The sequence below is a fragment of the Cyclonatronum proteinivorum genome, assembly GCF_003353065.1.
Taxonomy (GTDB): domain Bacteria; phylum Bacteroidota; class Rhodothermia; order Balneolales; family Cyclonatronaceae; genus Cyclonatronum; species Cyclonatronum proteinivorum.
On sequence record NZ_CP027806.1, the window covers coordinates 1692883 to 1718082 of the forward strand.

Genomic DNA, 25200 nt, shown 5'->3' on the forward strand with positions numbered 1-25200 from the left:
TCGTCAGGAAACTTATTTATTGACAAAGCGATCATTTAAACCGACTTAGCCCTTTGCTTAACGCACGGGGCTGTAGATGCGGCGCCTAACGGCCTCCAAATAATATAATAGGCCCCCGCTTAAATTGAAATCAGCTGTCCGGAAAATCAGCTGTGTGCCGGCAGATAAGTTAAAGCAAATTTACTCATTAAATTTTGAAAATAGTGCCGTCAAAGGTTTATCTTCATTAACTTAGCGTGCTATCAAAATATGTCCGTTTGCATCAAGCTTAATTACAGCTTACGCCTTACCATTTATGCTAAAAGAAAGAATATACAGATCCTTAGCTGCTGAGATCAGAAACAAAGTCTTAAGAGAAAACAGGGCTTCGGTTGCCGGGCTGGGGCTGTTCGAACTGGAACGTAAGCAGGCAAAGGAAGAGGTTAAAGACGGGGAGGTTGTCATTCTGCCCCCTGTAAACCGGCTTAAGTTCTCCTATACATCTGAAATAGATGATATTGTTTTTTTTGAATCGCAGGCCGACCGGGTAGCCGGGGAGGCAAAGGCGAGCCGGCCGTTTACGGCGCAGGTGTTAAAAGAATTTTTTGCACAAGTTGAGCACTTACAGCCCGGAGAATATGTGCAGGCTGCGGGTTTAGGCGTTTTTCTTCATAAAAACGGGGAAGTTTCTTTTATACCCGACGATACCCTTGCACGAGAGGTAAACTATGAGTTTGCAGGTCAGCTTGCGGTGCGCATGAAAGAAGGGCGTCCGTCATATTTTATGCCCAAAACAGCTACGCCTGAACAGATGCTGGCGGGGTTCGCCAATGTTACCGATCGTCCGGTGCCTGTAAAAGCTAAGAAAGATCCAAAAACTGAAGATACGGCACAGGGTAAGGCCTCTGAGGCAGCAGCGCCCGATCCGAAAGACCCCAAAGCAGCAGCTAATGAAGAAGCTGCAGCCCATGTGAGCGAAACTCAAACCAAGGGCGGTGATGATAATGAACCATCTGCGCCAATTTCAAAACCCATGGCTTCCCCTGTTCCGCCGGGTGACGGGCCGGGAAACAGAGACAGGCGGCGGAAAAAGAAAACACCAAAGCCTGCCGAAGACCTGATCTTTTTTGAGGAAGATTTCCCTGAGCCGAAGCGAAGAGAACAGTCCCTCACCCTGTTTAATAAGGTTGCGGCTGCTACCTCAGTTCTTATTCTCCTGGTGATTGTGGTCTATCTGCTCAATATTTATGACGTCCTTAGTTTTGGGTCAGACAGCAGAACCGTGCGTACGCAGCCCTTTGCTGATGTTGAGGCACCCATGCTGCGTTCAGGATCAAACAGCGCTCTGGAACGGGAAATTGAACGCTCACGGCAGGAAATCCGGCAGACCGGGACAGCACAGCCGCAGGGCACCGCGGAAGCGGACCAAACGGCAAGCACAACTACACCCGATCCTGATCCACGGGAGGGAACGGCTGCAGACACAGAAATTCTGCCTGAGGGAGGGGGCGAAGACCTGCCTGAAGCACAGGATATATTCGTACCAGAACCACCTCCGCAACCCGAGATAGCCGCTGCTGATCCAGCGCCTGATTTCGGACTGACAGGGCAGATACAATCGTTTGATGTACGCCCTTTTGGTATTGTGCTGCACTCACTTGCATCTGAAGCGCTCGCGCTCGAAGAAAAAGCCAATTTTCAGGCTCAGGGCTTGCGCACTGTAATTTACCCGATTACAGACTCTGGTGGCGACACAAGGTGGCGGGTTTCGGTTGGTCAGTTTGAAACCATTGAACATGCCCTCGAAGCCGCGCAGCTGCTTGACGAGCCGTGGCGATCCAATAATTTTATTTCACGGCTGCCTGCAGAGTAAGTGCATACCTTATGTCAGGCCCGTGCGTTAGCCCGTGAGCAGATATGGGGTTAAGAGTGACTGTAGATGCCTGACTACGGCAAAACTTTGGCAGCTTCACCTGAGACCAACTGTTCGTTGTGGGTTCATGCAGGCGCCTCTGCAGCGTTTTTGAATAATCCGGTCTCACAATCATTTCAGTGTAAATTGCCTTATATTTGCGGCTTCTGTGTACATGGACAAACGCTACAATCAAATTTCAGAGACCTTTCTCATTTTTTAGTTCCTTATGATTCTTAATGCAGCCTCACCGGCCTTCCTTTTTGCAATAAGTCTGCTTCAATCCGCTGATGAAAATGCTGATGTAACCCTGCCTGCACAACTTTCCGAAGATGGCGGCATGTCGCTGCTGCAGCTGCTGATGCAGGGTGGGTATGTGATGATCCCCATTACGATTCTGTCCTTCGTGGCTATTTATGTAATTGCAGAGCGCTGGAAGTTTCTGAAAGGATGTGTGATGCCGGCTGCCCCCTTTCTTAAAGCTGTTGAAGACATGCTTAGAAACGGGGAAACACGGGCCGCCCTGAATCATTGTGAACAGGTTGATAAGCCCCTTGGTCGTATTCTGAAACAAGGTATTTCACGCCTGGGTCGTCCTATAGCTGATATTGAGGAAGGCATCAAAAACGCCGGTAAAAAGGAAATTTTTATGATGGAGAAGCGCATGGACTGGCTGGCGACCATTGCCGGTGTCGCGCCGCTCATCGGTTTTTTGGGTACCGTAACGGGGATGATTCAGGCCTTTATGCAGATTCAGTCGCTGCAGGGTAATGTTAATCCCAGTGTGCTTGCCGGTGGTATTTGGGAGGCCCTTGTTACAACAGCTGCCGGACTCGCGGTCGGTATCTTTGCCTATTTCTTCTACAACTACCTGCTGAGCCGCATCAACCGCATGGTTTTCGAGCTTGAGATGGCGACCACTGAATTTATCGAGCTGCTTCAGAAACCGGCCAAAAAAGAGAAAGCAGCCGAAAAACCCCGTGATTTTGTAGCGCGATGAATTTCCGTTCTGAACATGAAGCCAAAAAGCCGCTCTCGGTTTTTACCCTTTCTTCGCTGACGGATATAGTACTTTTGTTGCTGATTTTCTTTCTGCTTACTTCATCCTTTGTTACCAATTTTGGAATCCGGGTGAATGTGCCCCGCGCGGAAAGCAGTGCACAGGTACAGCAGCAGTTTGTGAACGTAGCAATCACGCCGCAGGGAGAGTTTTTTCTGGATGGTGAGCGGGTTGCCCGCGAGCAGCTTGCGGTTCAAATCAGGGCCTTGCAGCAGCAAAGCGGGGTTACTTCACTCGTTATTAGAGCAGACCGCGACGCAACGGTTGATGACGCCGTGCATGTGATGAATATCGCCCAAAGCCTGAGCATGTCTGTGCTGATGGCAACCGAGCGGACGTTCCGCTGAGTCATCGGCTTCGGTCAGCACAGCCGGAGCATTTGCTGAGTCACCCTTTATTTTGACTCCTATGAAAGATTTTTTTGAAAAGCTGTTTAATAGAGAAATCACGCAGGAAGAGCGTTTCGGGCTTGGTGTAAGCGTTGCAGCGCACCTTGTGCTGATTTTGCTGGCCTGGCTGATTTTTAACCCCGAACCCGAACAGGACCGCATTGCGCTGATGGAGGTCACCCTTGGTGAGTTCGCGCAGGGCGCCCCGGTACCGCGCGCACCTGAACCCGAGCCTGAGCCTGTGCGACCGGAACCTACCCCCCCGCCGCCCCGGCCGACACCTGTGCCCCCGGCAGAAGCTACTACGCCGGTTGAGCTGCCGCAACAGCCGGAACCGGTAGTCAGTGAAGAGGTGATTGTGAGTCCGCCGGTCACGGAGATTGAGCCTGAGGTTATTCCGGAACCGGAGCCAGAGCCTGAACCCGAGCCCGAACCGGAACCGCTGCCTGAACCGGAACCTGAGCCCGAACCCGAAACAGAGCCTGATCCGACGCCGGAGCCCCGTCCGCGTGCAGGGTCGCTGATTAGCGGTCAGCCTGACAACCGTACGCAGGACGCGCAGCAGGAGGGCAGCGCGCGTGACCCAGACCGTTCGGCTCCCTACATTCTCGACTGGGAGGGTGACATCAGCCGGCAGCCGCAGGTGAATCCGCTGCCGAGATACACCGTTGATGTGGAAGGCGTTATCACGGTGCGTTTTGCCGTTCGGCCGGATGGTACCGTTGCTTCGGTCACGCCGCTGCGGCGTACCGATCCGCAGCTTGAAAATGAGGTCATCCGTACGGTTCGAAACTGGCGGTTTAACCGGCTGCCGTCCGGCGTACCGCAGGAGGTGCAGCACGGTACCGTGACCTTCCGCTTTGTACTTGACTAATCACAGGCAATAAAAAAAGGAGACTTGATCCCGCTGGGAATGCAGGTCTCCTTTTTTTGTTGGATGGGGTGAAACATTTCCCTACATGAATTTAACTGCTTTCAAAAAGAATGAGTCCCAAAACCAAATCTGCAGTTGCCCTTATCATCGCGCTTGCACTGCCACAGCTTGCGGGTCTGCTGGGCGCGATCGCTACAGCGGATTCCGTCTCAACCTGGTACGTTGATGAGCTGAACAAGCCGGCTTTCACGCCGCCCGGTTTTGTGTTTCCGATCGTATGGCCGCTGCTGTACCTGTTCATGGGCATTGCAAGCTGGCAAATCTGGAAAACGCTGGGCGATCATCCCCTGGCCCGGAGAGCCCTTTGGCTGTACGGCATTCAGCTGCTGCTCAACACCCTGTGGTCGTTTCTGTTTTTCGGGCTGCGTATGCCGGGACTCGCTTTTGCGGAAATCCTGCTGCTTTGGTTGTTCATCGCCCTTACGATGGCCTACTTCTTCAAGATCAGGCGGTCGGCAGGATGGCTGTTCGTGCCCTACCTGCTGTGGGTGAGTTTTGCCACTGTGCTGAATGGCACGATATGGTGGATGAATTAGCCCGAAGCGCCAAACAAAAAAGCAAGGCGCCCCTGCCGATTTGGGGTTTCACAATCTGCCACAGCTGACAGTGATGTGCACGGAGTTTCCCCCAAAAAATAAAAAGGCCTGACCTGGCAGGGAGTCGGTAGTAGGGGGGAGTTTTACGTTTTGGTACTTGCGTGTCTTATCATTGCCCGAACTGCTTCGAGGCTGCTTTCGAGGGCGCCGTGCACGGACTGATGGTGACCGCGGGTGTTCATGGCTTCGCCGGCGAAGTAGAGCCGGTTTGCGAGGGGACGGGCGGCGATGAAGCGGGCGTTGGCCATGCCGCAGGTGCTGTAGGAGTAGCCGCCGCGAATCCATGGGTGCGCGGTCCAGTTTTGGATGTGCGCGTCTTCGAAAAGCGGGGTAGCTTTGCCGTCGTACATTGTGTCGAGTTCGGTGAGGAGGGCGCTGATCATGGCTTCGTCGCTGTCAAGGGCGGCGATATTTTCGGCCTGATCGCCCATGAGGTAGGCGAGTAAAACGGGGGTGCTGCCTTGTTTGCCGTATTGCTCGTCGATGTAGGCCGCGCAGGTGCTGCCGCCGAAGGTGTTGGCTGCATAGAACCGCTCCCGGAATTTGAGGAAAACTTTGATGGCCGGTTCCATGCCGAGCTTCGAAAAGGCCTGCGTTTTGCTGAAGGGCAGCTCCGGACTGAAGCGTATATCGCCGGATTGCAGGATGGTGACGGGTACGGTGAGGATGACCGTGTCGGTCTGATAGGTGAAGCCTGAGCTGTCGGTGAGTACGACGCCTTCATCCCCGTAGGAAATGTGCGTGACCGGGCTGTTGTAGCGGATGAAATCCCTGACTTCTGCGAAGAGCTGCCGGTCGACGAGGTCGAAGAAGGTGTCGCGGAATTTGTAATCGGTGTCGCCGGAGCGCCAGTCTTCGAATTCGAGCACGTTGTAGTAGGCCGAGAGCTTGTCCGGAGAGGCCCCGAGGTCGCCGGCAAGTGCGGTGAGTATGCCGTCGTATTCGGGCCCGAGCCCCTGTTCGCGGGCGTGCTGCGTGAAGCTGATGTCGGGGAGGTCGTCTTCTTCAAACAGCCCGAAATCAAAGGGCGGTTTTTTGCTCAGGCTGCCGTTCATCCAGAACTGTTCTTTGCTGCGGTCGGCTTTGATTTTGGCGCCCTGTTCTTTTACCCATTTTCCGGCAATGCTTTTTTTGCCGTGCAGCCACTGTGCGCCCAGGTCGATGGGGTAGTCAGCGAAACCTTCGAGTTTGGCGAGACGTCCGCCGTATACCGCACTTGCTTCCAGAATTTGGAAGGGGATATTGAGCTGTCTCAGGAGCCATCCGGCGTACAAACCCGCAGCGCCGGCACCTACGATGGTGACACTCCCGCGGAAGGATTTTTCCCGAAGTTTTTTGAGGATTTTTTTGGGTTTCATAAAATGATGGAGGGCTGAATGGGGCGTTTGAAATGAAAAAAGGGCAGGAAGTCCTCGGAACATCCTGCCCTTTTTTGATGGGATGTTGGGATGCTTTTAGTCTTTCAGGTAGGTATCGAACCAATCGAGAACGCGTGCCATGAAGTCGAGCTGATGGGCACGTTCGAGCAAGCCGTGCGGCTGACGCGGATACAGGATGAGGTCGGTCGGGACTTCGCGCAGGCGCAGGAAGTTGTAAAGCTGAATGGCTTGTTCCGGATGTACGCGCTCATCGGCCAGACCGGTAGCGACGAGAATAGGCGTGCGGGCGTTTTCGAGATGGGCTACCGGCGAGCGGTCCCAGTACTGACCCATGTTGTCGAAAATGGAGAGATCCCAGTGTGTGTGCATCATTTCGACGGGGATATCGGTTGTGCCGGTGAAGGAAATCCAGTTGGAGAGGCCTGCGAAGGTGATCGCGGCTGCAAAGCGGTAGCTGTGCCGGGTGCCTGCCCAGGCAGAGAAGTAGCCGCCGTAAGAGGTGCCGGACATCCCGACACGGTCCGGATCAATCAGGCCTTTATCTTCGAGGAAGTCTATTCCGAGAAGGACGTCTTCGAATTCGCGTCCGCCCAGATCGCGGTGATTGGCCATGGTGAACCAGGAGCCCCGGCCCGCGCTGCCGCGGTAGTTGGGCATGAACACAACGTAGCCGTTGGCGGCCAGAAAATGCACGGGATACAGGGCGCGGGTATTCCAGCCGTCAAGGTCAACGCCTTCGGGACCGCCATGCGGCAGTACGGCCAGCGGATAGCGTTCGCCTTCTTCATAGCCTACGGGATACACGAGCACGCCTTCCATCCAGTGTCCGTCGGAGGCATACCAGCGAACGGTTTCCTGACGCCCCAGGCTGCGCTCACTCAGCCAGCTGTTGTGATGGGTGAGGCGGGTGAAGGTGCCGTTGCGGAAGCTGCCCACAAAAGCTTCACCGGGATGGGTGCGCTGATTGACCGCCGCGGCAAAGGTGCGGCCCCGTGCGTCGGGGCTTATGCCGCTGAAAATCTCCAGCTCACCGCCGGCAATGCGGCTGATACGTCCGCCGGTTGCGGCAATTTCGTTGAGCGTAGTGCGGGTGCTTTCCACGGCAGTGAACCAGATATTGCGGTTGTCTTTCCAGCCAATCCACTCAATGGTGCCGTGATAGTCGTCGGGGGTGATGTCGCGGACGTTGCTGCCATCGCGGTTCAGCACGAAAATGCGCTGCGGCAGCGGATCGCTGAACACCTTAGCGCCGAGAAAGGCGATCTGCGCGCCGTCCGGACTGTAACGGATGGCGCCGAGTTTTCCGGCCGTTTCGGTGAGCAGGCTGTGCGCACCGGTGTTCAGATTCACGCGGTGCAGCTCGCTGAACATGAGGTCGTAATCGGCCAGCGGGTTGGTTGTTTTACGTACGATGGCTTCGTCACCGTTCGGGGACACAGCGAAATCCTGCACGAGCCAGCCGTCAGGGGTGAGGGCGCGGGATTCCGGGGTGTCGAGGGGCTGCGCAAAGAGGCGGATGGCACGGGGGGCGTCACTGAAGACCATCATGTCGTAGCCCAGCGACCTGCGCTGCCGCTGTTCTTCTGTTTCTGCGTCGCGGGAGCGATAGATGAGGGTTGAGCCGTCGGCAGAGACGGCAAACTGCATGACGCCGGTTTCTGCGTTGGTGAGCTTCTCAAGGTTCTCAGCCGCTGCGTTAACAGCATAGACCTGCACCTGATTGCTGTGATCGGTGAGGCGTGCGGTAAAGGCAAGTCGGCCATCGGGCAGCCACTGCGGGGCTGAGGCGCTCTGCGGATGGGTGATGACCGGAACCGGATCGCCGCCCCCGGCAGCTACGATGAACAGCTCAACGGTAGAACGGGCACGGTCGGCGTCTTCAAGCGGCGGACGCGTAACGGTGTAGGCAACATGCCTTCCGTCGGGACTCATTACCGCTGCAGAAACGGTGCGTACGGCAACGACGTCTTCTGCGGAAAGTCCGGCATGTTGGGCCTGCAGCTGCAGCGTCGCAGATGGATGTGATACGGCTGTGCTCAGCAGGCCGATGAATAAAAGTGCCGGCAAAAACCGGAACAGAAAAGGGCTATATCGTTTCATGATGAAAGCTTTGGGTTCAGGGTTAACATCAATTCATTGAAAGAAAGGATACCGCAAACGGCAATATTGAAGCTGTAATATCTGCAAACCCGATCAGATACGGAAAGGAAACCGGTGTAAAATGACGTGAAGACAGTCTGAGGGATGCAAGGGAGCGCAATGCTCAAATACGGGCGGACGGTGTGCTGTCATCAGCTCTGTTCAGCTCCGTTCAGCTCCGTTCTCCAAAAGGTCATCAAGCTGTTGCAGGGCCGTTAGCATCTGATCAAGTGAAGCGGCTATTTCCTGCGCGCTTTCGTTTTTTTGTCGCAAGGCTGGTTGATACGGGCGAAAACCTGACTGACCTGCCGCGCTTCTTCGGCTTTGAACTGCCGGTAGGATTCCGAAATCTTGTAGCGGATATCGGGCAGCATGCGTCCCTGATTGACTTCAATAAGCTCCCGGATATTGTTTTTCAGGATGGACCGTGCCCGGTTTTCTCCGGCGATACCTAAGCACCCTGAGCATGCGTTTTTAGCTTCAACGTAGCCAGCGGGGATATTTCACTTCGTGGGAATCGCTACGCTCGGTGCACTTCGTGGGAATCGCTACGCTCGGTGCGCTGCGCGGGAATCGCTTCGTTCAGTGCGCAGTCTTTACACCACACCCAGATTAGGGCTACCGGTGTTTTCGCTAAGACAAAATTAAACAGACGCTTAGCAAATAAATCCTGTTTAATTGTGAATAATGGGGATTAAATCGTTTGTATGTATGAAAGTTGAATGCCAAGATAACAAGGCTGCAGCGGAGTTCGAAAATCAGGACTGCCTGCATTTCGGAATGCCGGTATGGCGACTTATGCGGGTTTTGTTAAGTCAATGTAATACAACATCCTGCCGGAAGGGCTGAAAATTTTGATTGAATCCCAACAGCGTCTGAGCGATAGTGTAATACGATTTCATGCAAAAAAATTGCACAAATTCAGACGGTAAATACTTGCAATACTTAAAGTTAGCGTAGTTTTTTCTATGAAAGAGCGAAGCGCTTTGCTATCTTGAAATTATCACATTTATTCATACTAAGACGCAAATGTTATGACCTTTGAAATCATTATTGTAATTGTCGGAGTTGTTCTTGTGCTTCCCGCTATTTTTGGGGCTGTAAGAAGCGGGGGTGAAGGTAGCAGCGGGCCGTTTAGCCCAACACTGATGATTGTTCTCGGAATTTTGGGCGTCGGGCTTATGCTCTACGGCGGATTTTCATACGGTATCGTAACCCAGCAGGGACAGATGGAGCGGGTTGCAACAGCCGGACAGCTGCAGGTAGATTTTCCGGTGCAGCGCGTTCAGATCACATCCCCGCTTGAAGGCGAAGCCGTGCCTTGCCGCGTTCTGACTATGGGGGTTTATCCGGAAGGACACGACAAAGATATCTGGGTGTTGCTGCGGCCGTCAGATAACATGCTCTACCCGCAGTCGGATCACACCAACACTTCCTTCAAGCGCAACGGCGAATGGCAGGTTATCACCCGATACGGCGGTTCACTCGATGAAGCCTACGACGTGATCGTTTTCGAAGCCGACGCAGAAGCTTCTGCCTTTTTCTCAGCAACCATCGAAGAGTGGAAGGCAAACCTGTTCTTCCCCGGTCTCACAGAGGAAGAACTCCCTGCAGGCGCTACCGAGCTTGACAGCATTACCGTAACCCTTGCCGAAAACTGCCGCGGCGTATTCTAAGCACTGTTTTTTCAGGCTGTGCCTGAGCTTTAGACTTACTTTCATCATTACAAAAATCCCCGGACACCGAGCATCTCCGGGGATTTTTTTTGGAAATGCCCTGTCAAAGAAAGGCTACAGAGTTGCGATTTTCTTGAAGCGTTTCCCAAATTTGAGTAAGCGCAGCTTTTTACTAAGCTAAATTTAAACTAACATTTAGCCCGCATTATTCACCAAGAAATTTTCTTGCTGGCAAGGCGAAGCTGAAAACTCAGCGGAAGGGTACCCAAGTACCCTGAGCATGAGTTTTCAGCTTCAACGCAGCCAGCGAGGAAATTTCGCAGTCTTTAAACCACACCCAAATTTGGGCTACCGCTGTTTTTCACTAAGTCGACATTAAACTTGCATTTAGCAAATTAATTCTGTTTAATTGTGAATAATGCGGGTTAGGTCATCAAACCCTTTCATCGTGAATAATGCGGCCTAATAAGTGTGTCCGTTTCCGGCTCACACCAAAAAAGAAACCCGCAGTAACGGACGCTTGGGTCTGTCGCTGCGGGTTTTTTGTAAGGGAAGATTCCGCTTCCGGCTTATTACTTCAGAAGGGTGAAGGTCCGGCTCAGGGTTTGGCTGCCGCTTTGCAGGCGGTAAAGGTAAATGCCGCTCGAGAGGTGTGAAGCGTCGAAGCGGACTTCATGCGTGCCGGCGGCCTGTTGCCCGTCAACCAGCGTTGCGACGAGCCGGCCGGTGAGGTCGTACACGTTCAGGCGTACTTCTGCGGCTTCCGGCAATTCGTAACGGAAGTTGGTTGACGGATTAAACGGATTGGGATAATTCTGATACAGCGCCATGCGTGCCGGTACATCCGTCTCGGGCTCTGTGTGCGTCGGGCTGAAGTAGGCGATATTGTCGAAGAACCAGGTGAAATCCGTGCTACCGTCGCCGGGGGTGCCGAGATCAAAAATAAGGACGATGTTGTCGTACACCACAACCGGGTCGGCTTCGCTCAGGTTGAAGGTCAGCTCGGTCCACTCACCCGATAAGGGTATGGTTTGATTGACTTCAAATGCGAGTGATGGGTCCGCGGCGTTTTCAATTTTAAAAAGGAGCGTCGTATTGTCGCGCGGTGCCCATACCTGAATGGTGACTTCCCGCTCGATATCGAGGGGTTCATCAAGCGGAATCAGGGAGCCGCCCCAGGGTGCGCCGTCGTTTTTGACCATCTGTCCAACCCGTGCCGTAGTGTTGATACCGCTGGGATCGTGATTTTCAATGACGGTGCTCACACCGCCGTCGAAGTTCACAAAGTGATTGTCCCAGTCGATGGTTTCGTTGTCGAAACGAATGGGCAGGCGTACTTCCGTGTCGGGGATTTCCCCGGCTATTTCGGCCCGAAGTTCGCGGGCCGGGACTTCCATCGAAAATCCGTCTGAGAAGCTGACGAGCCGCGGACTGTTGCCCGCATTATAGGCGACATAGCTGCGCTCTCCCGCTTCATTGGTGAACACACCATAGGTTGGGATGTCCGCGGAGACCGTAAAGTCGGGGCGTCCCATCGTTTTGAGGTTGTGAATCCAGTGCAGGGTGTGCGCGCGGGTATTGCCGTCGAAGACTTCGTAGTTTGGATCGGCCTGTAGTTTGCTCAGGGCAAGGTCGGCGTCAGCCAGGGCGAGGTATTTCCAGAAAATGTCTTTCCAGAGCGTGAGCTGTCCGCCAGCAGCATTGGAGGCGGCGTTGTAATTAAGCAAGACGTACTCAGGGTGCTCCCCAAGGTAGAAAGATCCTGCGTGAACGGGGAGGATGTTAATGCCGTGAATGAACTCAGGCTGAAGGCCGAACCAAGTCGTGTGATTGCCTTTGTTGCCCCACACAATACCCAGCGCATTGAACGGATAGCCGTCGGGGAATACCTCTTCATCCACATCAAACCAGTACTGATGGATAGCTGCGGATTCGGTTGTGTACAGGTAAATGCCGAGATCGCGGATTTCGGGCTGATCCGTCAGCTCTCCCCACAAGATGACAGCCGAGGCAAAGTTCATGGCTTCCGAGCTGCTTTCCTGATTGTTGCCGTCGCCGAAAGCGCCGTGACCCGCCGCCCAGGAATGGCCTGCATACACATCAAATGATCTGAGGAAAGGAAAGAGCTCATCATCACGGCGCCAGTTGTTGGCATCGCGTACCAGCATATTGATCATACCGCCCCAGTTTTCCTGCTCCGCCCATTCCGGATCGAAGCGGGCAATGGTAGCCGCACTCATGATGGCATACGCATGATGAAAGTGATGGTCATTAATTTGCGTGTTCGCACCGTGATCGGAAGGATAGCCGGTAAGCACGTACCATTCTTCATTGTACACATACTGCTGACCACCGCCCACGCTCAGCCAGTTTTGAAGGCGGTTTTTGAGCTTGTCCATAAGCTGATTTTTGGCTGCGGCCGCCGGCTCACCCAGCTGATCGGCAATGTGTATGAGATGGGCTACGCGTGCCATTTCCTTGCCATTATGATAGGTCGGTCCCGGGCCGAGGTTTTGCTGTGCAACCTGCTGCACCTGTTGCAGGAGCTGTGCCCGGTTGTAAGCGCCGGCATCGGGCATGGAAGGAAGTACGCCTGCGAAATGACGCGTTGTCTGAAAACTGTTGCCCGCCATGACTTTCATTTCGCCCCGGGGCGAGTTATAGTGGTAGGATGTGAGGGGTGCATCCGTGCTCAGCCACTGATGGCGGTAAAGGGCCGTAATGGTTTCGTTTAGGTTGCCTTCAGCCGTATCGCGAAGCTCGGTTTCGATGGTGTAGGTGTTGGTGACCGTCGAATTGTTTTCGTCATAGTGCCAGTCCACCTGCGTATCGGTTACGAAAGCGTAGGCGCGCGCATGGAAAAAGGCCAGCGTTTCCGGGCTGTTATTGGGCAGTACCGCGACCGAAAGAAATCCCTGATTGTTGAGGGAGCTAACCAGCTGACCGCTGACCTGCCAGGAAGATCCGCTTGGCGCAAAAATGCCGTAGTGCTCGCCGCCTATGGTGATGCCGAGGACTTCTCCTTCATTGTGCCACACGTTCATGGCTGCTGCAGGCGTAATCTGCGCCGGACCACCGCTCATGTCAAAGTAGACAAAGGGCAGACCGTGTCCGAGGGTAGCAAGCATTTCCCGGTTATGACTTTGCCACTCGCCGGTAACGGTCCAGTCGCCGTAGTGCAGGGTCTTGGTATCCGGTGCGTTAAGCCCTTGTACACCAACCGTAAAATGATGGTTGTAGGGGAACACGTACTCCCGGTCAGCGACAACCGGCTGCGAGGTGTATCCCATCTGAAGGCCGTCGGGGGCCGCTTTCATGGCCAGCGGATGAGCATAGAGGATAGATGAATGCGGGTCACCAAAAAACGGGAAGAGCATGCTGCTCCAGAAATCGCTTGTTGTTACCTGCTGATTGAAATGCTCCGAAATGAGCGGGACAGCAGGCTGTCCGTTATGAATACTCGGTCCCTGTTCGCCGGGGGGCAAGTCAAGCCGGTAACTGCCATCCCCCACCCAAACGGTTTGGGCCTGAAGCGCAGGTGCCGAAAAAAGGACGAGATAAAGCGGAAGAATGAATAGGGCAAATGCAAGCGCCACAGCGTTTTGACGTACCCTGTAAGATGATGTAGACATAGTTTATTCAGGTATTCGGATAGGGGTATTGGTGCCCGAATACATGTTTGTCAGGCAATTGTAAAAATCCGCAGGATTCCCCAAAAGAAGCTTTTAAACACTATAAAGTCGGGCATTTGAATAAAATACAAGTCACGGGTTAGATTTCAAAGGAAATACCACACCCAAAGACGAGTTCCTTTGATCCCTGTTTCTGTTCTGTCTCATCTTTGCTCCAGCGGCGATCAGGATGTCAGCGCTGATACCGGCGCCCGGCGCGGCTCGTCGCGCCGGGGAAGTGCTGAAAATGGATTTTGTTTTGCGAGCAGGCGCTAAAACGGAGGATTATTTAATGAGCATCATTTTTCGGGTGATGCTTTCCGAAGCTGTTTGCAGGCGGTAGAGATAGAGTCCGCTGCTCAGGGTTGAGGCATCGAAAGTGACGGTATGCCTGCCCGCAGCCTGCGCGCCCTGATGAAGCACTGCGACGCGCTGTCCCTGTACATTGAATACCTCGATCCGGATATCTGAAGATTCAGGCAGGGCGTAGGTAATTTGTGTGACCGGATTGAAAGGATTCGGATAGTTTTGGCTGAGAGAAAGCTGCTGCGGTAAATCCGTATCCGTGGAAGGCGCAGAGACCGGATCTGCCTGAATACGCAGGCCGAAACGGGTTGCAGCTGCCGTATTGCTTCGATTCGGAAGTTGTAATCTGCTAATTTGATGCAGGTCTGACGGGCGTGGCGGATGGACCTGATACGATGCCCCTTCATTGCTTTCTCCCAAATCAAAAAAGTAAGCGTTTTCTTCCCTCAGGTTAATCAGCTGACCTGTTTGGTGGTCTTCCAGATAAATATGCCAGGATTCGGGTAAACTTTCTGTATGGCGCCACGTCATTTCTGCTGAGCCACTGATAGGTTCGAATCCGTTTGTGCCGGGCTGCCAGGCCTGAATACCTACCGGCACGTACAGCTCGTCCGTGAAGAAGTCGGGCAGATTCTTAATGGTTAGGGCATCCATCATTTCTGACTCGCCTGACTGTGGCAGGGTGTACATAAGCAAAAAAGGAGCGTAGTCTAAAGGCCAGAGCATAAGCGCATCTCTGTCGGTTCGAGCCGGACTTCCGTCTTCGCTGAAACCCAGCCACATATCACCGGCTTCGCGGTTGTTAACGCGAGCGGCCAGTTGTAAGACTGGGTTTGTCGCAATGGGCCGCTCCGGAACAGCCGAAGCGCGTGCGGTTTGCGGGATGGTCAGGGATGCGCCGCTTTCAACCGTATTGTACACAAAGAAAGACTGAAAGGGTTTGATCTCCCCGTTTTGAAGGCTTCCGGCAACACCGTTCCAGGCCCGGTATCCGCCTCCGGCAGACCCTCCGGAGGGGGTGTCAGGCGACTCAAAAGGATCCGGATTGAAATCATGATCATACACATAAATCACATTTCCAACACCGGAAGAGCCGGATAATGCTTCAGGAATGAAGCCCTCATACAGTATGGCTTCATTAAAGGGGTTACTGAGCAGGCTGAAGACCTCATTACCCTGATTTAAGCGCTGACTCACATCGATGTCCCCTGAATGTTCAAAACCGCTGAGCACCAGAACTTTGGGCCATGTGATTACATCCGGTTCAGAAATGTTATCGGCACCAAACAGGTAAACTGCCATGCCGGATCCTGCGGGTATCTCAGCAGAAAGATCATGTACCGGCACAAAATTACTTCCATCATACAGCAAAACAGTGGGGTCGCCTGATGGCGCGTTTGCGTTTTCAGAGCCTTGTGTCCATATCGGTGACAGCAACTCGGCATACGTAGCACCCGATGCCGGTGAACCCATAAACCGCCATGCTTCAGCGGGACCCTCAAAGATGGCGGAGAAGGCTTCTTCAACCTCAACGGTTATTGGAATTTCCGTGATGGGTTGCTCCGGGTCATTTGCGTAAACCTGCAGCATACGCACATACGTACCGGGTAAGGTGCCTTCAGCTATGGTTAGAGTCAGGGTTATTTCCGTTTCATCATTTTGCGCTATTTCAGCCAATGTGCTGCTGTATGCGATGGTGAATTCCGGCATACTGTCGGTGCAGAGAAAAAAGGCAAGTTCATGGTCAAAACCGTCAGACCAACCTGAACCGGATTTGATCCGTGTTTTAACCTCATTCCCATCAATATCTCCAATGACGGAGGAGAACAGCCCAAGCTCATAGCCGGGGGGATTATGCTGATCAAGTTCAGAAACATCAAGTGCAATCAGAATGTCATCAGAAACCGTGACAGGTTCATCAAAGGGAATAAAAAGCATAGAGGAACCGTCCGGAATATCGGAGAAGGATACGGGTACGGTTTGGATTACAGTACGTGTGTCATAATCCAACACCTGAAAAAGGGCTTCCCCTGCTGATCCTGCCTTTTGGGCTATAAATACTTCAATTCCCCTGATCAGGACAGGCTCAGGAATGCTGAAATACTGACCGAAAGCTGTATTTCCTCTTATGTTGGTACCATAAACATTTCCGTCACCATTGGTCCAGGTATAATAGGTGATACCCGAGCGCGCACTCCAAAAAGCAGGTTCTACGCTTTCACCACAGGCAGAGGGCTCGTGCGGAAGACCCGCCTGAAGCCCTGTCATGGACTGTACTTCCGGATGCGCATGGGGTGCCGGAGCAGGGGTTTGGGTAGTATTTACAGCACTTCTGCCCGGGCTGCTGATCAGCGGACGGAGCGGAGTCGGGGCCGGAATATCGGAGAGCATGGCGCGAAGGCTGCGTTCTCCGCTGTTTGAAATGTGAATACTGAAGCTGTAGGTGCTGTTTGGGGTGGCCCTAAAACTGTTCCCGAACGGGTTTACAGCAATTTCAGGGGCACCCAGCATGGCTGCGTCAACCTGAATACGGGGGAAGGTCAGGTTGATACCGTTGCGGGAATCAGTGATTGGCACGCCGGTATCCTGAAGCATTTCGAGTACTACGGCAACTGGCGCATCAGGATATTTTTGTCTGATCAGTGCCCAGGCTCCTGCAACATGTGGTGCAGCCATGGAGGTACCTCCTTTGTTGCCATAGGCATTGTTCAACACTGCCGACTCGATTACATGTCCCGGCGCAAATATGTCAAGAAACGGGGCCGTATTTGAAGTGGAGCGCACACGGTCTTCGATACTATTACCTCCTTTGCCGGTTTCGGTATTTCCAACAGAAATGATGCTTGATATACAGGCTGGAATGGACATTGAATCAGTGTAGCCGTTATTTCCGGATGCTGCAATGACGGCTATATTGGCTTGTGTAAGTAGGTCGGAGATGTCTTTGAGCGGCGGTAGCACGTTATCGCAGATACTGAAGTAACGGCCTCCGCCCAAACTCATGTTGGCTGCCACTACATTAACATTTTCGTCAAGCTTTTGCGAAAGGGTCCACTCCAATCCAAGCATGATATCAGAAAATGAAGCCGTAACCCTGTTGTTTTCATCAATACTGAAAACCTGAATGCCCAACACCTCCGCTTCTTTGGCGACCCCCTCTATAGTACGCCCTTCGTTTGTGCCGCTGCCCGTTACGATACCGGCAACGTGAATGCCGTGATCACAATCTGAACATGCTCCTGCGGCGCCCTCGTCGATAACGATTGGCTCGCCATCCGGACACAGAGAGCTGCGACCGCCCGTGTTGGTTGAAAAACAGGCTTCTCCGGCAACCCGCCCACTAAAATGCGGATGATTTCGGTCAAAGCTGTCATCCAGCACGGCGACTACGCTGCCGCTTCCGGTGTAGCCGGTATTCCAGACTTGGGGTGAGCCAATAAGGGCGTTGCTGACATCCATTTGACGCTCCGCAGCTAAATCTTCATAAATGCCCAGCACTTCGTCATCAGCCAGCAGTGTGCGCAGGCCCTCTGCATCAGTAGTGAGGGCAACGTAGGGAATGAACGTAAATGCAGCACGTACTTCCTGCACGGCTTGGGCATGTCGCTCAAATAAGCTGTTTTGGGCCTGTTCAATCGCCGCAGCCTGTTCCTGTCGTTGATGTTCCTGCATGATACCTTCCCGCTGAAAAGGCGCGGCCAAATGCACGATTACAGATAGGTGCTCATTGTCCATCATTTGTGCAAGCAAAGCGTAACCCGGTTTGCGGTCAGGGTCATCGTCATTCAGGGTATGTGCAAAGCCCGGCTTCAGTCCGGCCTGAAACAGTAAAACAAGAAGCGCAAGTAAGGCTGTACGAAGAATAGTATTCTGCTTAATCATGGATAGTGTGCGTGTGGTCCAATAGAAATCTCAGCTCCCGCTATTACCCGGGCGAAGATTAAGCTAAGTTTAAGCATATCTTATGAGAATTGAACCAGCCAATATTTTAAAATGAACACACCTCTGATCATTACATCTCATTGGGCGGATGGTTACGCTTGCGGTACCCTCTTGACCGGCTGAAGCTTTTATGAAAAGAACTGCTGTTTCAGCCTCTTATAGTTGTAAATGGCATCGAATTATTAATTCTTAAATCAATGGGACTACCCCAAAAAAAATCTGACTCTTGTTGCAGGTTTATAATGAAAAAGGCACTTAAATTTATGTATTTCAATAACTTGCTCTGCATTTAGTTCGGAGTTTTAAGGTCATGCTAACGCAAGGCAAGCACTCTTCCCTACGGATAAAGCCGGTTAAAAAATCACTATCGGTGGTCTTACCGGACCCGGAACGTTTGTGCAAGTTCAGGGAGGTGGCCCGGTTCGCCGTTGATGCTTATGATGGTAGGTACAGCGAGAAGGGTGTACCATCCGGCTTGTGCCGGAACGGGTTCGCCGGTTTCGGGATCCGTTTGCTGAAGGCGTGCGGTGATGGGATGGGTGAAGGTGAGCGTCTCACTGCCCCCGATTTCGAAATTTCCAATGAGGCCTGGCAACATCAGTAAAGTCCCCTCGAAAGGGATGATATCATCATCCTGCTTTACATAATAACCAGCAATTACCGGCTTCGCAGTCACAAGTTGAAGCGGCTGATTGCTGCGGTTGTGCAGACGAATGGTCACCGTGAGTTCATCCCCCGGGGCAACTGCCCGCTCGCTCAGCTCCATGGTTACGCGGAGCTGGTTCAGCCATACAGTAACCGTATCGGAATCCGCGCCCACGGTGTTGCAGCCGGTTCCGGTACACAGGAGCGCGGCGGTCATCAGGATCAAGGAAAATGTTTTGGTTCGCATAAGGCAAGAGCATCAGGTTTTGAAAGAAACAGCTTGCAAGTTAATCAACTTGATAACTGCACCAAAGGTCAAATGTTCCGGCTGTTTTTAAGTGGCTCAAGTCGTCAAATCCACATTTAAAAATCCGGATGCATTTCCCTGCATCCCATTTTCAATCCCGAATAGATGCATTGTTGTAGCCATTCAGACACCGACCATCATCCCAAAATCCCGAAGGGATGAAATTATTGTAGAAAACCGGACAACGGCCCCATCCCAAATCCCGAAGGGATGGAATTATTGTAGAAAACCGGACACCGACCCCATCCCGAAAAAATACCAAAGGGGTGATATTATTGTATCCATCCAGACACCGCCCCCCCCCAAACGCCAAATCCCGAAGGGATGGAATTATTGTAGAAAATGGAACACCGCGAATTAATAGGGAATCCCGAAGGGATGACATTATTTTTTGTTTAGGTATAGACCCTAATATCAATACATATTAACTTTTGGTAAACCAATTGTAGCGTCTGTTTTATGATACATTAAATTAAATATTAATTATAATGCCCGGAACCTATTCTCAAATTTATCTTCAATACGTCTTTGCGGTCAAAGGCCGGGAAAACCTTTTGCTTAAACCATGGCGCGAGGATGTTTTCAAATATATCTCCGGAATCATTACTGCAAAGCAACAAAAATCGATCATTGTAAATGGGGTATCTGACCATGTTCATGTTTTCGCCGGCATAAAGCCATCAATGGGTATATCGGACCTCATTCGTGATATAAAAAACAATTCATCTAACTTTATTAATGATCAGAAGTTTACCGGCAGAAAGTTTTCCTGGCAGGAAGGGTATGGGGTTTTTTCTTATTCTCAGTCTCAAATCAAAAATGTGTATGAGTACATCGCAAGGCAGGAAGAGCACCATCGAAAGAGAACATTCAGAGAAGAGTATATCGGCCTTCTGAAAAAATTTGAGGTTGAATACAACGAAAAATATTTATTTGATTGGCTCGAATAGCCGATAGGTGTTCAACCCATCAATAATGTCACCCCTTCGGGGTTTATAGCGGGTCGGCGTTTGTTTTTGCTACAATTATGTCACCCCTTCGGGGTTTTTGTGGGGAATTTGCTTTCAAAATGCAAAGTGCCTTACGACGCGCTGGTTTGGGCTGTGAACCTTTGCAGGGCGATTAATTGGTTGGCGTTTGGGTTTGCCGCAATTCGGTCGTATGTGAGATTTTTACAGAGATGGTGAGCCAAAATGCGAAGAGCACTTTGCTGGTTTAAAATTACTTATCACAAAATCCCGAAGGGATGGCACTGTTTTAGCCATCCAGGCACCGACCATCATCCCAAAATCCCGAAGAGATGGCATTATTGTAGAAAACCGGACAACCACCCCAACGTAAAACCCCGAAGGGGTGGCATTATTCTAGCATGGACCTGCTGACCGTGATGCTCTCGGAATTTCCCCCAAATAAAAAAAGAGCGGGCATAACCGGACAGCCGGGTTCCTGTGCTGCGGGTACGGAAACAAGCTTGGGTTGTACGGATAGCGCTTGCCCTGAAAATCCGGCTTTCCAACGCGCTTTGCTTTGTCCTATATTCAGGTTTTTCTTTTAAATCCTAACTACGCTTTTGGTATGAAAAAATGCTTGCTGGTTTTGTTGTTTTGGGGGATGGCATTTGGGTCGGCCACCTATTCGGGAATGGTTTCGGAAGCTGCGGCGCAGGTGACGCCCGCGCCGGATAGGGCCGAGGGAGAAGGTGAAGGCCCGTTCACGCGGCTGATTATTCGTGGAGGCACGCTCATCAGCGGGACCGGGGCACCGCCGACGGGGCCGGTCGATATCGTGATCGAGGGCAACCGTATCGTCAATATTGTGAATGTGGGCTTTCCCGGTGTGCCCATTCAGGAAAACCGCAGGCCTGCCGCCGATGACAATACCCGCGAGCTTGATGCTGAGGGGCTGTTTATTCTGCCTGGTTTCGTGGATATGCATGGTCACATGGGCGGGGCCGCGCAGGGCACGCCCGCGGAATATGTGTTCAAGCTGTGGATGGCGCATGGTATCACGACGGTGCGTGATCCGGGCAGCTATAACGGTCTCGAGTGGTCGCTGTCGCATAAGGAGCGCAGTGCCCGCAACGAAATCGTGGCGCCGCGGCTGCACGTGTACCTGAGCTTCGGGCGCGGGCATCAGGGGCCAATCACGATGCCGGAGCAGGCGCGTAACTGGGTGCGCGATCTCGCGCGACAGGGCGGGGACGGCATCAAGTTTTTCGGGCTGCGTCCGGATCTGATGGAGGCCGCTCTGAACGAGGCTGCGCGGCACGGACTCGGCTCCGCGGCCCATCACGCGCAGCTGAATGTCGCCTGGATGAACGTGCTCGACTCCTCCGCCCTGGGCCTCACGACCATGGAGCACTGGTACGGCCTGCCCGAAGCCCTGTTTTCGGACCGCACGGTGCAGCACTACCGCCTCGACTACAACTACATGAATGAACAGCACCGCTTCGAAGAAGCCGGTCGCCTTTGGGCGCAGGCCTCCGGTCCCGGTACGCCCCGCTACGAATACGTGATGCAGACCCTGCTCGAGCGCGATTTCACCATGGTGCCGACCTTCAACATCTACGACGCCAATCGCGACCTCATGCGCGCCTACACCGCCGAATGGCACCGCGACTATACCCTGCCCTCGCTCTGGGAGTTCTTCCAGCCGAGCCGCATAGCGCACGGCTCCTACTGGTTCAGCTGGGGCATCGAGCAGGAGGTGCTCTGGAAGGACAACTACCGCCGCTGGATGGCTTTCGTGAACGACTACAAAAACCGCGGCGGACGCGTAGCCGCGGGCTCCGACTCCGGCTACATTTTCCAGATTTACGGCTTCGGATTTGTCCGGGAGCTTGAGATGCTGCGGGAGGCGGGCTTTCATCCGCTGGAGGTGCTGCAATCGGGCTCGCTGAAAGGTGCGGAAGCCCTCGGCATGGCCGCCGAAATCGGAACCGTCGAGCCCGGCAAGCTCGCCGATCTCGTGCTCGTTGACGGCAATCCGATCGAAGACCTCAAGGTGCTCTACGGTACCGGCGTGCTCCGCCTCAACGCCGATAACGTGCCAGTCCGCGCGGGAGGCGTGCGCTACACCATCAAAGACGGGATCATCTACGATGCCCGCGCCCTGCTGCGGGATGTCCGCGAGATGGTGCGGCAGGAAAAAGACCGCACGGGGTATGAGATTTACTTGCCCGGCACGCGCTGATGGAACGCGGATTTTTGGGATTGGGCGGATTTGCACGGACTATTGTCCATGTTGTAAGGGCAGACACGCAGGTCCGTCCCTACAACACTTACATTCTAATCCGTCAAAATTCTTGAAATCCGCGTTCTATTTTCGTCAAACGAGCAAAAAAGCAAGGTGCTATGAGACCGATTTGGGAGGTGTGGAACCAGCACTGCAGCCAGGTACTGTGTCAAAAGTCAAGTCATTTTTTTTGTTTTTAGCCTTCAAAAAAAAGCCATCTCCAGTTCCGGAATGGTCGTATCAACACCGGTATCGCCCTTAGGCGATGCCGCGCTGGCGCTCAGGCCGGCCGGCCTGAGCGCCAGCGCGGCATCAAAGGCCTCGTTTTTCTTCCACAAATGGTACATCAGGCACAATAACTTCTTCTGCAAGGCCACATTTGCCTTCATTGATATCCCGTGCCGGCTGAATAACCGGTCATAATAGTTGTAACTCAACTTTCGCACTTCGACAAAAACGGCGCCTAAGTAGCTATTAATTATACACATAAAAATAGGACAAGCCTTCGATTTTTCTTATATTGTGTTTTTCGCTAAACCAATTAAAATCAATCTAAAAGACCTGTCCTATGCTTGATAAGTTAACACTTTCTTCGGTAATAAACACCCCTTGGGTTCTTGCGTGGTTCAAAAAGTTTTGTGACAGCAAACAACTCAAGCAAGCAGGGTTCTACAAGCGTGCCGGCATGGGGATTGCTCAGTTGCTCCACCTTTTGGTCGTACTACCCATGACCCACCTAAAGGTTTATACTTTCAGTGGTGACTCCCTGCCCGTGGCCGGTCGTGATGCGTTCTACCGCTTGTTAAGCAACACCAGCTATGACTGGCGCATGCTATTGTTATCTATTGCCCTGAAGATGACCCGTCATTTTGATACCCTCACTGATGATGATCAGCCCCGCTATCTTATTTTCGACGATACCGGCTACAAGCGCGATCGCAGTAAATGTGTTGAATATCTGGGTCGTCAACATGATCACAGCCATGGCAGGTATTTCCGCGGCTTTAGGATGCTCACCGCGGTCTGGAGCGACGGACATAGCTGCCTGCCCTTGGGTTTCGAACTGCTTACCAATGAGGACGCCGACAAACGTATCGGTCCGGATCCTAAAGTTGACAAGCGCACCAATGGCGGCAAACGCGTGATCGCGGCCACGCAAAAGGCCACCGATCTGACCATCACCATGGCCCAAAGCGCATATAATCATAAGTTTAAGATGGATTATGTGCTTTTTGACAGTTGGTTCGCATTTCCCCAAGTGATCAAGGAAGTGGCCAAACATACACCTGTAATCTGCCGGGGCAAGAACACAGCGGCATTGAAATTCAAGCACCAGCAAAAAATATACAGTGTTGAAAGCCTGCCTTTAATATTCAAGAAAGGCGGACAGACCTTCAAAAATCCTGACATTATCGGCAGTGCAGTCGTTGAGTTGCTAAATACGAATCTGAAAGTCCGTGTGGTAGTGGTTACCAACAGACATGACCCCGACAAGAAGATTGTCTTTATTTCCACTGATACGCAGCTAAGCGCCGATGAAATCTGCTGCATTTACGCCCGCAGATGGGACATCGAGGTGTGCTTTAAAGCCATTAAACAGCACTTGGGACTGTACTGCATGCAGATGCGCGACTATAGCGGTCTGATCGGTTGCTGCAGCGTTGTTATCATCAGATATCTTATGCTGGCCTATTATCATCGCGGCTGCATCGATGACAGGACGTTACCAGGGATGTTTTATGCCTGTGTTCAGCAGCTGCAGGCAGCAACCATAGAAGCCTGTATCGAAATACTGCGAGTGAAATTTAAAGAGTTCGCCGAATCTAAACAGGCCCAGCTTGTAAGCAATGTACTGGTTGAGTTTCTTCAGATGTTTGAAAACTTCAAATCCGAGATTATGGCCCAATTTGAACCGATTTTTAAGCTAAATTTGAAGTGCGAAAGTTGAGTTGTAATAGGGCTGCCGCTTGTGCGACAAAATATTGCCCACCGGCATATACATCGCTGCCCTGATGCGCGCATTGCCCTGTTTCGACATTTTTCTCTTGCCTTTGTGTTTGCCTGACTCCTTAACCACTATATCGTAACCCGCATAGCTGATCAGCTGGCTTCTTGACGTAAAGTATTCAAAGCCCAGCGTCTCTGCCAGCACCGTGGAGATTGTAATCAAACCTATCGACGGAATCGACTTCAGCTTATCCACCTTTTCTTCGATCTCCGGATCCGAATCCAGATGCCTGGTGATCAGCTTTTCAAGCTTGGTGATCTGTTTATCCAAGGCAGCGATGGTTTGCTGGACAATCTTGCGCGTATCTTTGATAGCGTAAGCGCTGTAATTGAGAGCGTGAAGCTGGTTTTTGAGCTGGGTCCGCTGTTCTACCAACGCGCCACGGGTACGCGTGAGCTGACGCAGCTCGCTCCAATAGGGTTTAATGCCCCGCCATAGCTGCAGCTTCTTGCGCGCACCCATCAGGGCTAGCCCGCGGGCATCAATACGGTCGGTTTTGTTCTTGAATCCCTCAGACTCATTGAATCTACGCGCCTGACTGGGTAAAACCACGCTTAATGCCCATTCGGGGTGGTTATCAAACAGGTGCAGGGCAACCCGCTCGTAATACACACCGGTGGCTTCCATGGTGATGCGCACCGGTGCAGGCTGTTTGGACTCCCATTTGGTGACCCAGCTGACAAACTTGGGCAGCTCTGCCTGGGTGTTGTTAAACTTTCTGGAGGAGCGTACACGCTCGGTCTGTTCAACAGGGTTATACTCGAGGATGCAGGCCTTGAAGTCGTCTTTTGAGATATCTATGCCAATGGAATAAAACATGACTAATCAATAGTTTAGTGGTGTGTTATTTGCATCCGAAGCAGGATCCTGTCGCATGAATTTCACTCATGAATGGTAGCTTTAGAAACGGGTCTAAGCTCTAGGTACTGTTGTCTTTCAACGCCAGGATACAAGTCTGGTTATGCCTGGCGTGGTTCATCCGGTTAAACCGGTGATTGTGATGCTCCGAGGGTGCCAGACTTG

The 25200-nt window shown here is 52.4% G+C and carries 17 protein-coding genes; 10 read left to right on the forward strand and 7 right to left on the reverse strand.

Features of this window, described 5'->3' with window-relative positions; genetic code table 11:
• The first annotated feature begins 295 nt into the window (after positions 1–295).
• The 5 genes from CYPRO_RS06675 to CYPRO_RS06700 all read left to right on the forward strand — a co-directional run bounded on the left by CYPRO_RS06675 (position 296) and on the right by CYPRO_RS06700 (position 4810).
• Positions 296–1852 carry an SPOR domain-containing protein gene (locus CYPRO_RS06675; RefSeq protein WP_114983864.1) on the forward strand — a complete coding sequence of 519 codons (1557 nt, stop codon included), beginning with the start codon at positions 296–298 and terminating at the stop codon, positions 1850–1852.
• A 268-nt stretch (positions 1853–2120) separates the two neighbouring features.
• Entirely contained in the window at positions 2121–2891 is a 771-nt protein-coding gene (locus CYPRO_RS06680) for a MotA/TolQ/ExbB proton channel family protein (RefSeq protein WP_240644856.1), read from the forward strand.
• Entirely contained in the window at positions 2888–3298 is a 411-nt protein-coding gene (locus tag CYPRO_RS06685; RefSeq protein ID WP_114983866.1) for an ExbD/TolR family protein, read from the forward strand. Before CYPRO_RS06680 ends, CYPRO_RS06685 begins: the two co-directional genes overlap by 4 nt.
• 61 nt (positions 3299–3359) lie before the next feature.
• A complete protein-coding gene (locus CYPRO_RS16420) occupies positions 3360–4214 on the forward strand; it encodes a TonB family protein (protein ID WP_124245551.1) in 855 nt (284 codons plus the stop codon).
• Positions 4215–4324: 110 nt separating this feature from the next.
• The gene (locus CYPRO_RS06700; protein ID WP_114983869.1) at positions 4325–4810 is read left to right on the forward strand and encodes a TspO/MBR family protein; all 486 of its coding nucleotides are present in this window, start codon (positions 4325–4327) and stop codon (positions 4808–4810) included.
• 143 nt (positions 4811–4953) lie between these two features.
• Here the strand turns inward: CYPRO_RS06700 and CYPRO_RS06705 are convergent, their stop codons facing one another.
• Positions 4954–6228 (reverse strand): flavin monoamine oxidase family protein, encoded by a 1275-nt coding sequence (locus CYPRO_RS06705; protein WP_164682606.1) that lies wholly within the window; start codon positions 6226–6228, stop codon positions 4954–4956.
• A gap of 96 nt (positions 6229–6324) precedes the next feature.
• Positions 6325–8349 carry a S9 family peptidase gene (locus CYPRO_RS06710; protein WP_114983873.1) on the reverse strand — a complete coding sequence of 675 codons (2025 nt, stop codon included), beginning with the start codon at positions 8347–8349 and terminating at the stop codon, positions 6325–6327.
• Between the two features lie 269 nt (positions 8350–8618).
• Between CYPRO_RS06710 and CYPRO_RS06715 the strand changes: the two genes are divergently transcribed.
• On the forward strand, positions 8619–8843 hold the full coding sequence (locus CYPRO_RS06715) for a hypothetical protein (protein WP_124245552.1): 225 nt from the start codon (positions 8619–8621) through the stop codon (positions 8841–8843).
• A 579-nt stretch (positions 8844–9422) separates the two neighbouring features.
• A complete protein-coding gene (locus CYPRO_RS06720) occupies positions 9423–10064 on the forward strand; it encodes a hypothetical protein (protein WP_114983876.1) in 642 nt (213 codons plus the stop codon).
• A gap of 572 nt (positions 10065–10636) precedes the next feature.
• Here CYPRO_RS06720 and CYPRO_RS06725 read toward each other — a convergent pair.
• From CYPRO_RS06725 to CYPRO_RS06735, 3 genes are all read right to left on the reverse strand, one after another.
• Positions 10637–13696: a glycosyl hydrolase gene (locus CYPRO_RS06725; protein ID WP_114983878.1), complete on the reverse strand. Its 3060-nt coding sequence runs from the start codon at positions 13694–13696 to the stop codon at positions 10637–10639.
• A gap of 324 nt (positions 13697–14020) precedes the next feature.
• Positions 14021–17923, reverse strand: coding sequence for a S8/S53 family peptidase (locus tag CYPRO_RS06730; RefSeq protein ID WP_114983880.1), 3903 nt, complete (start codon positions 17921–17923; stop codon positions 14021–14023).
• Between the two features lie 436 nt (positions 17924–18359).
• Entirely contained in the window at positions 18360–18845 is a 486-nt protein-coding gene (locus CYPRO_RS06735) for a hypothetical protein (RefSeq protein ID WP_124245553.1), read from the reverse strand.
• Between the two features lie 578 nt (positions 18846–19423).
• On the opposite strand from CYPRO_RS06735, the gene tnpA reads away from it, so the two are divergent.
• Both tnpA and CYPRO_RS06745 read left to right on the forward strand, forming a co-directional pair.
• Positions 19424–19885: an IS200/IS605 family transposase gene (tnpA, locus tag CYPRO_RS06740; protein WP_114983882.1), complete on the forward strand. Its 462-nt coding sequence runs from the start codon at positions 19424–19426 to the stop codon at positions 19883–19885.
• Positions 19886–20510: 625 nt separating this feature from the next.
• Complete coding sequence (locus CYPRO_RS06745; protein ID WP_114985726.1) at positions 20511–22127, forward strand: amidohydrolase family protein; 1617 nt, start codon at positions 20511–20513, stop codon at positions 22125–22127.
• A 245-nt stretch (positions 22128–22372) separates the two neighbouring features.
• Here CYPRO_RS06745 and CYPRO_RS06750 read toward each other — a convergent pair whose 3' ends face one another.
• Positions 22373–22558, reverse strand: coding sequence for a hypothetical protein (locus CYPRO_RS06750; protein ID WP_124245554.1), 186 nt, complete (start codon positions 22556–22558; stop codon positions 22373–22375).
• A 179-nt stretch (positions 22559–22737) separates the two neighbouring features.
• On the opposite strand from CYPRO_RS06750, the gene CYPRO_RS06755 reads away from it, so the two are divergent.
• Positions 22738–24117, forward strand: a complete 1380-nt coding sequence (locus CYPRO_RS06755) for an IS4 family transposase (protein ID WP_114982649.1) — start codon at positions 22738–22740, stop codon at positions 24115–24117.
• On the opposite strand, the gene CYPRO_RS06760 is transcribed toward CYPRO_RS06755, so the two are convergent.
• Positions 24094–24996: an IS110 family RNA-guided transposase gene (locus CYPRO_RS06760; protein ID WP_114983885.1), complete on the reverse strand. Its 903-nt coding sequence runs from the start codon at positions 24994–24996 to the stop codon at positions 24094–24096. The two genes, CYPRO_RS06755 and CYPRO_RS06760, sit on opposite strands and share 24 nt — an antisense overlap.
• Positions 24997–25200: the final 204 nt, after the last annotated feature.